Origin of the sequence: Pseudoalteromonas sp. SWYJ118, assembly GCF_015864505.1 — a bacterium.
GTDB lineage: Bacteria > Pseudomonadota > Gammaproteobacteria > Enterobacterales > Alteromonadaceae > Pseudoalteromonas > Pseudoalteromonas arctica.
On record NZ_JADYXC010000042.1, the window covers coordinates 1 to 14,283 of the forward strand.

General features: G+C 39.9%; 11 protein-coding genes, 1 rRNA gene and 1 pseudogene. 8 read left to right on the forward strand and 5 right to left on the reverse strand.

The features are described 5' to 3' along the window. Positions 1 to 88: 88 nt before the first annotated feature. Positions 89 to 203, forward strand: a 5S ribosomal RNA gene (gene rrf / locus I6F48_RS20550). A 227-nt stretch (positions 204 to 430) separates the two neighbouring features. On the opposite strand, the gene I6F48_RS20555 is transcribed toward rrf, so the two are convergent. After that, the gene (locus I6F48_RS20555) at positions 431 to 958 is read right to left on the reverse strand and encodes a sugar O-acetyltransferase (RefSeq protein WP_197120209.1); all 528 of its coding nucleotides are present in this window, start codon (positions 956 to 958) and stop codon (positions 431 to 433) included. A gap of 159 nt (positions 959 to 1,117) precedes the next feature. Between I6F48_RS20555 and I6F48_RS20560 the strand changes: the two genes are divergently transcribed. The 4 genes from I6F48_RS20560 (at position 1,118) to I6F48_RS20575 (ending at position 6,504) form a co-directional block, all read left to right on the forward strand. Further along, positions 1,118 to 1,882: a DeoR/GlpR family DNA-binding transcription regulator gene (locus I6F48_RS20560; RefSeq protein ID WP_166421745.1), complete on the forward strand. Its 765-nt coding sequence runs from the start codon at positions 1,118 to 1,120 to the stop codon at positions 1,880 to 1,882. A 40-nt stretch (positions 1,883 to 1,922) separates the two neighbouring features. Further along, positions 1,923 to 3,743, forward strand: a complete 1,821-nt coding sequence (glmS, locus tag I6F48_RS20565) for a glutamine--fructose-6-phosphate transaminase (isomerizing) (RefSeq protein WP_197120210.1) — start codon at positions 1,923 to 1,925, stop codon at positions 3,741 to 3,743. Between the two features lie 112 nt (positions 3,744 to 3,855). After that, complete coding sequence (locus tag I6F48_RS20570; protein ID WP_197120211.1) at positions 3,856 to 5,043, forward strand: alpha/beta hydrolase-fold protein; 1,188 nt, start codon at positions 3,856 to 3,858, stop codon at positions 5,041 to 5,043. 159 nt (positions 5,044 to 5,202) lie between these two features. Further along, positions 5,203 to 6,504 carry a DEAD/DEAH box helicase gene (locus I6F48_RS20575; protein ID WP_197120217.1) on the forward strand — a complete coding sequence of 434 codons (1,302 nt, stop codon included), beginning with the start codon at positions 5,203 to 5,205 and terminating at the stop codon, positions 6,502 to 6,504. Between the two features lie 97 nt (positions 6,505 to 6,601). On the opposite strand, the gene I6F48_RS20580 is transcribed toward I6F48_RS20575, so the two are convergent. Then, positions 6,602 to 8,005 carry a 5-methyltetrahydrofolate--homocysteine methyltransferase gene (locus I6F48_RS20580; protein ID WP_197120212.1) on the reverse strand — a complete coding sequence of 468 codons (1,404 nt, stop codon included), beginning with the start codon at positions 8,003 to 8,005 and terminating at the stop codon, positions 6,602 to 6,604. A gap of 32 nt (positions 8,006 to 8,037) precedes the next feature. After that, positions 8,038 to 10,443, reverse strand: a pseudogene (locus I6F48_RS20585) (TonB-dependent receptor). A 141-nt stretch (positions 10,444 to 10,584) separates the two neighbouring features. Between I6F48_RS20585 and I6F48_RS20590 the strand changes: the two are divergent. From I6F48_RS20590 to I6F48_RS20600, 3 genes are all read left to right on the forward strand, one after another. Next, positions 10,585 to 11,001, forward strand: coding sequence for a MerC domain-containing protein (locus I6F48_RS20590; RefSeq protein ID WP_197120213.1), 417 nt, complete (start codon positions 10,585 to 10,587; stop codon positions 10,999 to 11,001). 145 nt (positions 11,002 to 11,146) lie between these two features. Then, entirely contained in the window at positions 11,147 to 11,980 is an 834-nt protein-coding gene (locus I6F48_RS20595; protein ID WP_197120214.1) for an alpha/beta hydrolase, read from the forward strand. Positions 11,981 to 12,043: 63 nt separating this feature from the next. After that, positions 12,044 to 13,522, forward strand: a complete 1,479-nt coding sequence (locus I6F48_RS20600) for a KAP family P-loop NTPase fold protein (RefSeq protein ID WP_197120215.1) — start codon at positions 12,044 to 12,046, stop codon at positions 13,520 to 13,522. Between the two features lie 114 nt (positions 13,523 to 13,636). Here I6F48_RS20600 and I6F48_RS20605 read toward each other — a convergent pair whose 3' ends face one another. Next, positions 13,637 to 13,885, reverse strand: coding sequence for a DUF3297 family protein (locus I6F48_RS20605; protein ID WP_002963088.1), 249 nt, complete (start codon positions 13,883 to 13,885; stop codon positions 13,637 to 13,639). 231 nt (positions 13,886 to 14,116) lie between these two features. Next, a partial coding sequence (locus I6F48_RS20610) for a cold-shock protein (RefSeq protein ID WP_197120216.1) occupies positions 14,117 to 14,283 on the reverse strand: 167 nt, incomplete at its 5' end.

Consider the following 14,283-nt stretch of genomic DNA (forward strand, 5'->3'; position numbering starts at 1 on the left):
GATATTACTTAGAAAGACTTAAAAAATATTATCAGATATTTTCCAAATTCAGTTAGTGCGTAGCGATACGAATTAACGCCCAAATTTGCTTGGTGACAATAGCGTTTTGGACCCACCTGATCCCATGCCGAACTCAGTAGTGAAACGAAACAGCGCCGATGATAGTGTAGCATTTGCTATGTGAAAGTAGGACATTACCAGGCTTCAAATTGTAGAGAGCCCGAATCTAACGATTCGGGCTTTTTTACGTCTGTAGAAAAGTAAAATGTGAGGGAATAACGTACAGCTCACGCCATATACTCCCAGTAATATCCCTTATTTCATTCAAGTGTTTACAACTAGAAAGAGACATAGCCACTAAAGCTATGCTTATATAACTTCTATCATCCTATTTAAAGTGCACATAAAGCTAGAAGTTAAATAAACTCCTTTAAATATCGCGAATTTTTGCTGCAGGATTACCCGCTACAACAGTATTAGCCACTACATTTTTTGTAACCACAGCACCTGCACCCACAATACTGTTCTCACCTATACTTACACCCGCTAAAATAATTACACCTGCGCCAATCCATACGTTATTACCTATTAGGATAGGTGCTGCAAAGTTTTCTTTATTTAGCCTTTCTGCTGGATTAGTAGCATGTGACACAGCAAGTAGCTGAACGTTCGGGCCTATTAAGCAGTCATCACCCATGGTGATTGAGTGATTGGCTAATGGCGAGTCGAGAAGTGTACAATTAATATTTATAAAAGTACGATCACCAATAACGATTTGATTACCGTAATCGCAATGAAAGCCTGATTCTATAATTACACCATCACCCGACTTTAAAAATAACTCCTTGATACGTTTTAAGTTTCCTTTACTTGGGCTCTTATTAAATAAACGGCAAGTTTCACCAGCTTGCTTTCGCTGTGCCAAGTATTCTTTACTGATACTGTTAAATGACTGCATTGTATTTATCTTTATAACTTAATTGGTTATAGCTTACCGTACTTTTAGTTTTATTATTATTAGAATAAAGCTGTGTTTTTTTTGCTCGTTCACTTGCCATTTAGGTTGTTTCGTTTAAAATCGCATAACTTTCGAAACGAAACTTAATTCACGAGCTTTATGACTAAACGAAACACACAACAGCGTCGTCACAATATACTGGTTCAGGTTAATGAACTAGGTGAAGTAGTTGTTGAAAAGTTAGCTGAGCAGTTTCAAACATCAGAAGTAACCATTCGAAAAGATTTAACCTCGCTTGAAAAAAGTGGCTTATTACTTCGCCGCTACGGTGGTGCTATAGCACTACCTAAAGAAATTGTTAGCGATGAAGTAGATTCAAAGCGCAAGGTCGCAATAGCAAAAGCGGCGGCCTCACTTATAAACGATCATAATCGCATTATTATTGATAGCGGACGCACTACAGCAGCGATGATCCCTGAACTTGCCAATAAACGTGGGCTCGTTGTTATGACCAATGCGATTAAAGTCGCTAGTCGTTTATTGGCACTTGAGAACGAGCCGACACTTTTGATGACCGGTGGAACCTGGGATCCACATTCTGAGTCATTTCAGGGGCAAGTTGCCGAAAACGTATTATGTTCTTACGACTTTGATCAGCTTTTTATTGGTGCTGACGGTATAGATGTAAAGCGCGGGACAACGACCTTTAATGAGTTAGTTGGTTTGAGCCAAGTTATGGCAAAAGCCGCTCGTGAAGTAATTGTAATGGTTGAATCAGATAAGATTGGCCGAAAAATACCAAATTTAGAATTACCGTGGAAAATAGTAACCACATTAATAACCGACAATGGCTTAGCAGACGATAAACGCAAAGCAATTGAGGCGTGTGGTGTAAAACTAATTTGCGCAGAGATTATACAATAGCTACTAAGTAGCAAGTATTTAAAAAATTAATGGAGACACTATGTGTGGAATAGTTGGGGCAGTTGCAGAACGTCCAGTAAACAAAATTTTAGTTGAAGGCCTTAAGCGTCTTGAATACCGTGGTTATGACTCAGCAGGCGTAGCCTTGCTTGATGGCAACACACTTAATACTGTTAAAGCAGTAGGTAAAGTAGTTAACGTAGAAGCAGCGCTAGAAAAAGCCGGCGTTAGTGGTCATACAGGCATTGCACACACACGCTGGGCAACACATGGTAGCGTTACAGAAGCAAATGCTCACCCACATGTATCAAACAACCAGCTAGCACTTGTGCACAACGGTATTATTGAAAACCACGCTACGCTTCGTGCAGCATTAAAAGCTGATGGTTACAAATTCTTATCAGACACTGATACAGAAGTAATGGTGCATTTAATTCACCAACTTCGTAAACAACACACAACGTTACTTGCATCAGTACAAGCAGCTGTTAAACAGTTTGAAGGCGCTTTTGGTACTGTTGTATTTGATAAAGACAACGACAACGAAATCATTGTAGCGCGCTCAGGTAGTCCTCTTGTTATTGGTTTAGGCCTTGGCGAAAACTTTATTGCGTCTGATCAATTAGCATTACTACCTGTTACTCGTAGCTTCATCTTTTTAGAAGAAGGCGACGTAGCACGTATTACACGTGACACAGTAGAAATTTTTGATGCAGACGGTAACTCAGTTGAGCGTGAAGTGATTGAATCAAACATTACGCAAGATGCATCAGGCAAAGGCGATTACCGTCACTACATGCTAAAAGAAATTTACGAGCAGCCACTTGCTGTACGTAATACTCTTGAAGGGCGTTTAAACGACGACCGTGTGGCAATTGATGCCTTTGGCGAAAGCGCTCAGCAAATATTTAAAGATGTAAAACATGTGCAAATTATTGCCTGTGGTACGTCTTACCATTCAGGTATGGTTGCACGTTACTGGCTTGAGCAGTTTGCGGGTGTTAGCTGTAATGTAGAAATAGCTTCTGAATTTAGATACCGTCAGTCGTTTGTTCATGAAAATAGCTTACTTGTTACTATTTCTCAATCGGGTGAAACTGCCGATACGCTAGCTGCATTACGCCTAGCTAAAGAGCAAGGTTACATGGCATCAATGACCATTTGTAACGTACCTGGCTCATCGCTTGTACGTGAATCAGATCTTGCCTTTATGACTAAAGCAGGCGCTGAAATAGGCGTGGCATCTACTAAAGCATTCACAACGCAGTTAGTTGGTTTGTTAATGCTTACTGCGTCTATAGCTCAGGAAAAAGGCCTTGATCAAAGCGCAATTGTAAATGCAATTAAAGTACTTCCAGCTAAGTTAGAAGAAACATTATTACTCGCTGATGGTATTGCAGATCTTGCAGAAGAGTTTGCTGATAAGCACCACTCATTGTTTTTAGGTCGTGGCTCGCAATACCCAATTGCAATGGAAGGTGCGCTTAAACTTAAAGAGATTTCGTACATTCACGCAGAAGCTTACGCAGCGGGCGAGCTAAAACACGGCCCATTAGCACTTATTGATGCCGACATGCCAATTATTGTTGTAGCACCAAATAACGAATTGCTAGAAAAACTTAAATCAAACGTAGAAGAAGTACGCGCACGTGGCGGCATTATTTACGTATTCGCAGATAAAGACTCACACTTTGAGTCAGACGACACAATGCGTGTAATCAACGTAAACCACACTGACGACATTATTGCGCCAATTGTTTACACACTGCCATTACAGTTACTGTCGTACTACGTAGCGGTAATTAAAGGCACTGACGTTGACCAACCACGTAACTTAGCTAAATCGGTTACGGTTGAGTAAAATCAATAGGTTGGTAATTACCTGTTAAAGATAAAAAGGCGCTCAATGCGCCTTTTTTTGTACCTCAAAGCCTGTTAGATTAAATAACACACTATTTTCTAAAGGATTAGCTATGCGTTTATTCACTGCTATTTTTATATGTAGCTTATTTATAGTTTCTAATAACACACTAGCTGAGCCTGATTTAAAACAGCAAACCATTAGCTATACACAACAAACACATACTATCAATTCAGTAATTTTAAATGAGCTACGTACCGTTGTAGTTCAACTTCCAAAGAGTTACCAAGCTAATCCAAACAAAGTTTATCCTGTAATTTATCGCCTAGATGGAGCGGGTAACATACCGCTTATAAGTGCTGTAATGGATCGACTGCAAAATAATAATCGTGCGCCTGAGGTTATTATTGTCGCTATTGAAAACACTAATCGCTTAAGGGATTTATACCCCACAGTTAATAAAGAGCCACAAGGCCCGGTAGGTGAAGGCGGAGGCGCAGCAAAGTTTTTAGCATTTATTGAGCAAGAACTTATGCCCTTGATTAATAAAAGCTATCGTACGCATAACTTTAATGTGATTGCAGGGGGCTCAGCAGCAGGCGTGTTTGCACTTTATACTATGCAAGCTAACCCTGAGCTTTTCCAAGCACATATTGCTTACAGCCCTGCCGTTTGGTGGAACTATGGCGCACCGGTAAAAGCGACTAAGTCGTTTATTAATAAATCAAAAGACCTGAATAACTATGTTTATATAAATATTGGCGAAGAAGCTGGCTTAATGCGTGAGCGATATAATGAGCTGCAGCAAGCTTTACAATCTAATAGCTTGCCAAATTTACGCTTTTTCAGTGACGCATTTGAAAATGTATCGCATAACTTAACATCTGCCGCTGGGGCCTTTAATGCTTACCATCATTTATTTTTACCCAAACAAATGCCCATGAGTGCTTTAAGCGATGATATAGAATCTATTGATGTTTATTATAAAAAGTTATCTCAGCAATGGGGGGAGCAAATAACACCTCCAGAGGCGGCTGTTAGGCAACTTGGTTACAACCTAGTAAATATGCAGCAATATGAGCGGGCTGTGGCAGTATTTAAGCATAATGTTAAGCATCACTCACAATCTGTTGATGCATTATGGGGGTTAGGTTATGGCTATGAATTACAAGGTAATATACAGCAGGCACTTATTAAAATAGAGACTGCTTTAAATGTCGTAGATACCACGTACCCCTATTTAGATACCTTAAAAGAGACTAAAAGTAGATTACAAACACAGTTAAATAAAACCCAGTAATATAAAAGGACAATGCGCGGGGGTAGCCTGCGCTTACAGTTACCTTTACAACACGCCGCTGTTACCTATAAAAACATTAAAATCACTAATCTCTACTTAATAAGCGCTAAATACGCTAAAATTACAGGCTACTTTTTTAGCAATAAGCCCGTAATAAATATGACCTCAGCCACAAGCCCTAGCACTTTTTCCGAACTTGGCCTTATTCCAGAGCTATTAGCTCGATTAACCGATTTGGAATATACCCAGCCTACACCTATTCAAGCTAAGGCTATACCTAGTGTGCTTGCGGGTAGTGACCTAATTGCAGGGGCAAATACCGGTTCAGGTAAAACAGCAACGTTTGCATTACCTATGTTGCAAAAAGCTTTCCTTGAGCAGGGCGCTAAAAATACTGCCAGCAAAGGTAATTTTGTAACGGGGCTTATTTTAGTACCGACGCGTGAGCTTGCTACGCAAGTGGCCGATAGCGTTAAATCGTATTCTGCTAACTTTAATGGTGCAATTAAAACAGTTGCAGTGTTTGGTGGTGTGTCGGTTAATACACAAATGCAGGCTCTACGCGGCGGCGCGGATATTATTGTGGCAACACCTGGTCGCTTACTTGATTTAATCTCAAGCAATGCGATTAAGCTCGATAATGTAACTACGCTTGTGCTTGATGAAGCCGACCGTATGCTAAGCCTTGGCTTTACCGAAGAGCTGGCTGACCTTTTAGCGTTAATGTCTGCTAAAAAACAAACCATGTTGTTTTCAGCTACTTTCCCTGAGCAAGTTAAGCTATTAACGCAAGAGCTTTTAAACGACCCAGTTGAAATACAAGTACAAAACAAAGATGAAAGCACCTTAGTACAGCGTGTTTTTACCGTAAACAAAGGTGAAAAAACCACAGTTTTAGCACATTTAATTAAAACGCATAAATGGCGCCAAGCGCTGATTTTTGTCAATGCTAAAAAAGACTGTGAGCATTTAGCGGCTAAGCTTGAAAAACGGGGTGTTAATGCACAAGTGTTTCATGGCGATAAAGGCCAAAGTGAGCGAACTCGTGTAATAGAAAAATTTAAAGCGGGCGAAATCGAAGTACTTATCGCAACCGATATTGCTGCACGTGGTTTGGATATTGAAAAGCTGCCAGTGGTAATAAACTTTAATCTACCACGCAGTCCTGCTGATTACATGCACCGTATTGGTCGAAGCGGCCGTGCTGGTGAAGTAGGCTTAGCGCTTTCATTGGTTGATTATGAAGATTTGCATCACTTTAAAATAATCGAGAAGAAAAACAAACTACGCCTAGAGCGTGAAGAAGTAACCGGTTTTGCTGTAAACCAAGCAAACCTTGATGCAGCTGATGCGCTTAAAAATGAAAAGCCAATGGCAAAACCAGAAGGCACAGGCAAGAAAAAGAAAAAAAATAAAGCCGATGATATAGATGATGTATGGAGTGGCTGGCGCCGTAAGTAACAATAGAGCTAAATAAATAGCTGTAAAAACCCGTAATTAGTAAACCTAATTACGGGTTTTTTGTTTTGTGGCTTTAATTTAAAGCGTTAGTTTTAAATTAATGGTCGTGACCTTCATCTTCTATTTCTTGTGCAATCCCTAACCAGGTAATGCTTGCAGGTGGAAAAGTTAACTCTAGCTCACTTTCAATTTCTAGGTCTTCTAGGTGCACTTGCACTATGTGTTGAGCAATTGGGTCGGCAATATAAGCAAACTGACCACTTTGCGCCACTGTCATACTAAAGCTCATTCCTTCGGGCATTGTGGTTACGTCTGCTTGAGTAATATCTACTTGGCCTGCGAGTTCCCAGTGCATTTCACCGTCATGTTTATGCCCAGTAAGTACATTTAAAAAGCCTAGGCTGTCGAGTATTAAAAAGTGTTCACCACTGGCTGAAAAAGAATAAGAAACAGCACTTGCGCCATCAGCAAGTTGCCATTCTACTTCTTCCATTTCGGCATTTTCAGAATGAATACTCAGTAATACTGAGCCACTGCCATCATGCCCTGCGGCAATACCAAAAATTGTGTCATTGTTTTTATGGCCGTACAAAGTACCAATGCGCTGATCGCCTACGGCATCTATATTTACAACTTTTTGAGCGCTGTATACATCACCTTGCTGATGGGCAATCAATACACCATCGCCACAACCAAATACAACATAATCGTGATTTTGTGCTGCGCCGTGTAAATCAGGGCAGGTTATTTCTAACGTTTGCTCTAGTTCGTAATTACCATCGTGAAGATGATAAACACCCACTTGATCGGGAAGTACTTTGGCATTAGATGTATTACTTGCATCGTCGCGGCGAATGGTTGAGAGTAAGTGCTCGCCGCGAGGCTCAGCTACACCATGCATGTTAATGTCGTAGTTAATGCCCGTTAGTGTAGCTGTTGTATTGGTAATATCGTTATCGGTTAGCACTTCTACTGAGGCAGGCGTACCGGTTTCTGCATCGCCATCGTAAAATATTGCTAATTGCCCGTCGTGAGTTATTAAGTGTGTAGGGCGACTACCACTTGTTAGCTCGTAGCTGCTAAACGCAGGGCCTTGCTCATAATCATGCAAGTGCTCTGCGTGATCTTCGCGCCACATACCGCCGTCTATAAACCCTAGGTAATCTTGAGTACGATTAGCAATAACAGCATAACGAAAGCCTGGTGATGCAGATAACGTGTTTGAGTCATTGTTTAGTGTAAATGTATCAAGTAATTCGCTGTTGTCTAAATCAAAAAAGCTAGCTTCGTTACTGTCACCTGCCAGAACGGCAAGTCTGCCAAGAGAGTCTATGGTATAGCCGTCGTCATGGTCGTGATCATCATCATCATCATGGTCGTGCTCGTCTTCTACAACAATAGGATCTTTTTCCACAATGTTGGTTTCTGCATCGCCACAGGCCGTAATAAATGTAGCGCTAATAGCGAGTGCAATAAGCTTTAATTGATATAGTTTTTTCATGTTTATTTCCTTTAATTATAATTTTTTAACGCTTAAAAATAACCGCGAATACCTAGCGCAAAACTACGTCCTGGACGTGGCGCTATATCCTTTACAAACGAGCTGTGCACGCGTGCTTCTGTATCTGTTAAGTTAGTGCCTCGTAGGTAAACAGACACATCTTGGTTTAACACTAAAAGGTCGTAAGAGATGCTCGCATCAACTAAGGTGTAACCGTCTGTGGCTGTTTCTTGTGGGGCTGTGCGGTCTTGCTTTTGATAGCGAGTTACGTGAATATGCGCACTTAATTTATCTGTTTGATAGCTTAGCTCGCTGCCAAAACGAAGCGGTGGTGTTCGGGGTAAATCGCCGCCGTCTTTAAGGCGTGCACGAACGTAGTCAGAGAATACATCTAGCTTAAACTCGTTAGTTAGTTGCCATGCAACTTGCGCTTCAAAGCCGTGTAAAACTACATCATCTGTTTTAAATAAATAAACGGGTAGCTCTGATGAATGGTCGTGCTCGTCAACGCCTTCTTCTTCATCGCCATGGTCGTGTCCACTTTCGGCGAATAAACCGGTGTCTATTTGGTAATAGTAGTTATCTACTTGGTTGTAAAAGGCATTTAAAATAAAGCCAACATCGCCTTGAGTTTTACGCAGGGTTAAATCGATATTATTGGCTGTTTCTAAATCAATTGCTTGATCAGATAAACCTAAATGCCCATCGTCGTCTAAATCAAATAGTGCGCCTACTTCGTAAGTGCCAGTACCAATATGTGCCCCAAACGATAACAACTCAGAGGCAGAAGGCGCACGTTCAGAGCGCGATACCGAAAGCCCTAAGTTATAGTCAGGTGTAAAATCCCATACTACCCCTGCCGATAAACTGACTGGCGTAAACTCATGCTCTACGTCAAATACGCGAGTAATTTCGGCACTTTCTTCGTGATCATGTTCGTCGGCTTCTTCTGCTTCATCGTGTGCGTGAGCGTCAATATTTGGCAGTAATACGTTGCCAGCTTCAATTGTTACACGCTCTATGCGCCCACCTAACTGCACTAAAAAATCACCAAAGTGCCTTTCTTCCATTAGTGCTACAGCAAAGCTTTCTGTCTTTGATGGAGGCGTAAAAGCCTCTTCACCTTGTGCTTCAACATCGCTTTGTTTGTAATGAAAGCTAATGCCGCCATTCCACTCGCTAAATTGGTTATGTAGTAGGTCTATACGTAATTCATTTGTTTCGTTTTTAAAGGTAGTGCCAACAGAGCCCCCTTCAATTTCAGCGTGTTCGTAGTCGGTATGGCCAACACGCAGGTTTACTTTGTTTAGCCATTTATTATCTAGGTTGTACTCACCTAATAACTGTACTTTAGTTTGCTCTAAATCAGCAAATACGCTTTCTTCTTCGTCGCTGTGTTCTTCCTCTTCTTCATCGCCGTGTGTATGGCCCGGAATACCGTATTGACGATTAAATTGCTCTACCGCTAAACCAATAAAGCCGTTATCCATTAAATAGCTAGCGCCAACAGTAAAACCGTCGGACTCTTCATTACTGTTTTCAACAGTGTAATCGCCATGATGCTCTTCACCGTTGCTATCTATATCGGCAGCTACAGGTACCTCATAGTCATCGGCTTCACGCCAAAAAGTATCGGCGTAAAAAGCAAATGAATCGGTACCTGTGGTGGCATTAAACGAGGCTACTTTTTGATTATCAACCGAGTTATGTTCTACGTTCTACTCGCCGCGTGTTGTGCTATCGGTTGGTACGCGGTTATCTACCACATTAACCACGCCACCAATGGCGCCACTGCCATAAAACAGCGTTGCAGGACCACGTAATACTTCTATTTGTTGTGCGGTCGATACTTCTGACGCAACAGAGTGATCGGGGCCAACTCTTGATACATCGCTAACATCAAGACCATTTTGAGTAATGAGTACACGCGGGCCGCTTAAACCACGAATAATAGGGGTACTGGCTACCTTACCGTGAAAGTTAGTATTAACGCCTGGGAGTTTTTCAAGGCTATCGCCAAGTGTTGCAGCTTGTTGTCGTCTTAGCTGTTCGCCAGAGAGCACACTTACAGGTGAGGCAGATTCCATTGCCGACATATGAATAGGGGTTGCTTCAATATCAATAACTTCAATAGGCGAACGCTTTAAATTAAACGTAACAGATTGGTTTTCATCATTCGTTATTGTTATATCGCGATGAAGATGCGCATAGCCAGGGGATACAACGTGAAGCTCTTTTAAGCCATTGTTTAGCTCTGCTATAACAAATTTACCGTTTTTATCGGTCATGACTTTAAGGTCTGAGCCTTCAACTTCTATGGTTGCATTGGTAACTATTTTACCTTGGTTGTTTAAAACAACGCCTTCAATTGTGGATGCCAGCACACTTGCTGGTAATAAAGCTGCGATGAGAACAGCTAATTGTGATCTAGGTTTCATTTGACTACCTTGTTAGATGTTATATTATATCAATTATGCGAGAAATGTTATAATGTATCAATAGTAATTAACTGTTGTTACTAAAATGCCTCCTTAAAGGTAACGCTTTTGGGTAGAGGCACTAATTTAGTAGAGGAAATAATGAAGTCGAGTCAAAGTGTTATGGATCGTATGGCGATTGGGTTATCGTTAATGTGTACAATACATTGTTTTGCAACGCCAATTATTTTAGCGTTATTACCAAGCTTTGCTGTACTGCAAATAGATAGTGAACAATTTCATTTATGGATTCTTGCGGCGGTATTGCCCACCAGTTTGCTGGCATTGAGCTTAGGCTGTAAAAAGCACAAGCGTAAACGTTATATGGCCTGCGGCGTTATTGGGCTGTCTTTTATGATATGTGCGGTATTGCTAGGGCATGAGGTGGCTGAAAAAGCACTAACCTTAATAGGCTCGGCTTTTATTGCTGTAGCTCATTGGTTTAATTACCAGCAATGCCTTAAACAAAATGACGACAACTGCCCATGTTCAGGCAGTGAGCCAGACCAAGCGGTTTAATGCTATAAGTGCTGGTGGTTTAAACGAAAGCTACACTGGCACTTTATTTTTTATTTAAACTTTGTTTTTTGGATAGCTTAAATATTCGCTAAAAGTACTTTAAAGTAGGCACTTAATTTATTTTTAGCTTAGGTTAACCAATACAGTGCCTCTTATTTTAAAATCTCTTTTGCTTTTAAGCGCCTTAATATGTTTTAAATTAAGCGCAAATACCCCCTACCAAATCCCTAGAAGTAGCGTTATTGAGCTCACTGAGCCCGAAACCAGTCGGGTATACCCTGTTTTTATTCAGCTTCCTAAGTCATATAAAAAACACCCTGAAAAAATATATCCGGTTATTTATTTAACCGATGCACCGTATACGTTTCCTATTGTGGCGGGAGCTACACGGTTTCCTATGAATAGCGGTAAAATGCAGCAGGCTATTATTGTGGCCATTAGTTACGAAAAAGGCTCCAAAGGGTCTAATAGCCGAATTAGAGACTACACCCCAAATAAGGCTAAAAGCTGGAAAAAACAAACTGGTAACGCTCAAAACCATGCGTTGTTTTTAAAAAATACTGTGCTGCCATATATAGAAAATACCTACCGAGCAAGTAGCACACATAAAACCTATATAGGTAACTCTTTAGGCGGGTTATTTGGCGCCACTATTTTATTTACGATGCCTGATTTATTTGACAATTATATTGTTGGCAGCCCATCAGTCTGGTTTAATAACAATGCACTATTAGCATTAAAAGTGAATAAACCAAAATTACCTATAAGGGTATATATATCAGTTGGATCTATGGAAACGCCAGCTTTTGGCGAAGGGCAAAATATGGTTGAAGGTGCTGCGCAGCTTGTGCAAAAAATTAATGCACTTAAAAGTGACAATATAGAATTAAAAAGTGTTGTTATTGAAGGGGCCAGTCATGCAACTGCGTTTCCTACCACAGCAATACAGGGGCTTGATTGGGTGCTGGGTGAGCAATAAAACGTTATTTTTATATTGATTCGTACTAGTATGTTTTATTAGAAAAATTTATAAGGAAATTATATGTCGGTTGAATTATGGTCAGATGATAGGTTGAATCGAAAGCAAGAAGGACAATGGCTTGTTCAGTTTTTAACGAGTAAATACGCAGTATTAGAGGCTGAGCATAGTAAAAACTATGTATTAAATGTCAATGCAGAATGGGGCTTTGGTAAAACATATTTTATTAATAACCTCGCAGAAGAGCTAAAAGAAAAGAAGCATGTAGTTGTATGTTTTGATGCATGGAAAAATGATTTTTCTGAAAATGCTTTACTTAGTTTTATTGCTGAAATAAATGAAGAGTTGACTAATCAAGGCTTACTTAGTGCGACCGATGGTAAATTAGCTGGTATTGCAAGATCAATGAAAAACGCAGCACTTCCTTTACTCGGTGGCTTTTTTACTAAACAGCTTTTTGGTATGTCTCTTGATAGCGTCGAAGCTTTATTTGAAAAGGAGCAAGAGAGTGAGGGGGCTTCTGTCACAGGGGCTGAACAGTCTGGTTTGTCAAAAGATATTACTACTGTAGCTTCTTCAATCTCTACAAAGGCTGCTGAATTAGCACTAAAAGAGTATCAAACAACAAAAAATGCTATAGGCCATTTTAGGGAAAACCTAAGGTTATTAGTAGAAGGTTTAGAAGGTAGTACTCCATTTAAAGCTCCTTTATTTATTTTGATTGATGAGTTAGACCGTTGCAAGCCTTCTTACAGTATCCAATTGTTAGAGACGATTAAGCATTTATTTAATGTTGAAGGCGTCTACTTTATTGTTGCTACTGCATCAGAGCAGCTAAGTCATTCGATTAATGCTGTCTACGGTGAAAAATTCGAATCTAAACGTTATTTAAATCGATTTTTTGACCAAGAATATTCACTTAAAAGCCTAGACAAAGAAGAGTATTGCAATTTTATTTGGTCAAAGTACTTGCCCGATGAAACAGTATTTATCCCAGCTCTCCAAGATAATATTAAATCAGAAAGCACTATAAATATTGGTCTGCTAAGTAAAGTTGCTGAGCATATGAAAGCTGGCTTAAGGGATATTGAACAAGCCGTTAAACTTTTATACGCAATTCAATTAACGCAAGAAAAGACTGATTATCTATTTTCATTACCTTTGTTTTATATAATTATATTAAAAATTAGACACCCCGAAACTTATCCGTATTTTAAGAACGAGTGGCAAGGAAATATCTTTAATCAAAGTATCGGTCAGAAATTTCCTAACTTTCAACGTGAAAAATTTGACTTGAATACAGCCTACAAGGGCAAGGTTGATTATAAAATAGGCGAGTCCATGAAGTTGTTTTGTGACCCAAATACTAAGCTTTATACTTCTGATTCATTTCCTCATAGAGGAATAGGCATGTCTGCAAAAAGCTTAAAAGAGGAAATAGAGATAGGCCTTTATCTGGCTAATGGGAAGCGAGATTCTAAGTTGATAAAGGATTTTTCTAATTACATACAGATTGTTGAGCAAGCGGGTCAGCTATCTTAAACAGCAGTCTATATGAGTAAAGGTTATCAGCTAGATTATTCGGTTTTGTTTTTAACAAGCACAAAAAAAGCGACTACCCAATATGGTAGTCGCTTTTTAGTAAGTATGATTAGCTTACTTATAAAAGGCTTCAACAGTGCCTTTTCTTGTAAGTAAAAGTGGTTGTCCGCGACGATCAAGCCCCTTTGGAGATGCAAATTTTATCCAACCTTCGCTGATGCAGTATTCTTCAACATCAAAACGCTCTTTGCCGTTGAACGTGATACCAATATCGTGTTCAAAAACTTCTTCCACATGATGTGGGCTACGTGGATTAATAGAAAGGCGATCTGGTAAAGCAGGTTTTGCGGTAGTGTCGTTCATGGTCATATTCTATATTGAATGAAGTATGCGCTATTGTAGGCAATACAAAGCTTTCGCTCAAGAGAGATAGTAGTAAATGTGTTTAAAAATGTACTAATTAATGAGTTGTGTATACAAATGAGATTGCGCTTGGAAAATATTTACAGAGGAGGTTTTGAAGATATTCGACTAAATAATTATAAAGGTAAATATATTAATGGGTTATCTCTAACCCACTAAATTGTTTAGCAATTAGATGCTAACAATGTTCTCGGCTTGTGGGCCTTTTTGACCTTGAGTAACAGTAAACTGTACACGTTGGCCTTCAGCTAAAGTTTTAAAACCGTCGCCAGAGATTGCGCTAAAATGTGCGAACACGTCTGCGCCAGATTCTTGCTCGATAAAACCAAAACCTTTTG

What these genes read in the sequence shown, in the direction of transcription:
- I6F48_RS20575 (WP_197120217.1), top strand. Translation starts at nt 5,203, where the DNA reads ATGACCTCAGCCACAAGCCCTAGCACTTTTTCCGAACTTGGCCTTATT.
- I6F48_RS20590 (WP_197120213.1), top strand. Translation starts at nt 10,585, where the DNA reads ATGAAGTCGAGTCAAAGTGTTATGGATCGTATGGCGATTGGGTTATCG.
- I6F48_RS20560 (WP_166421745.1), top strand. Translation starts at nt 1,118, where the DNA reads ATGACTAAACGAAACACACAACAGCGTCGTCACAATATACTGGTTCAG.
- I6F48_RS20570 (WP_197120211.1), top strand. Translation starts at nt 3,856, where the DNA reads ATGCGTTTATTCACTGCTATTTTTATATGTAGCTTATTTATAGTTTCT.
- I6F48_RS20580 (WP_197120212.1), bottom strand. Translation starts at nt 8,005, where the DNA reads ATGAAAAAACTATATCAATTAAAGCTTATTGCACTCGCTATTAGCGCT.
- I6F48_RS20605 (WP_002963088.1), bottom strand. Translation starts at nt 13,885, where the DNA reads ATGAACGACACTACCGCAAAACCTGCTTTACCAGATCGCCTTTCTATT.
- I6F48_RS20555 (WP_197120209.1), bottom strand. Translation starts at nt 958, where the DNA reads ATGCAGTCATTTAACAGTATCAGTAAAGAATACTTGGCACAGCGAAAG.
- glmS (WP_197120210.1), top strand. Translation starts at nt 1,923, where the DNA reads ATGTGTGGAATAGTTGGGGCAGTTGCAGAACGTCCAGTAAACAAAATT.
- I6F48_RS20600 (WP_197120215.1), top strand. Translation starts at nt 12,044, where the DNA reads ATGTCGGTTGAATTATGGTCAGATGATAGGTTGAATCGAAAGCAAGAA.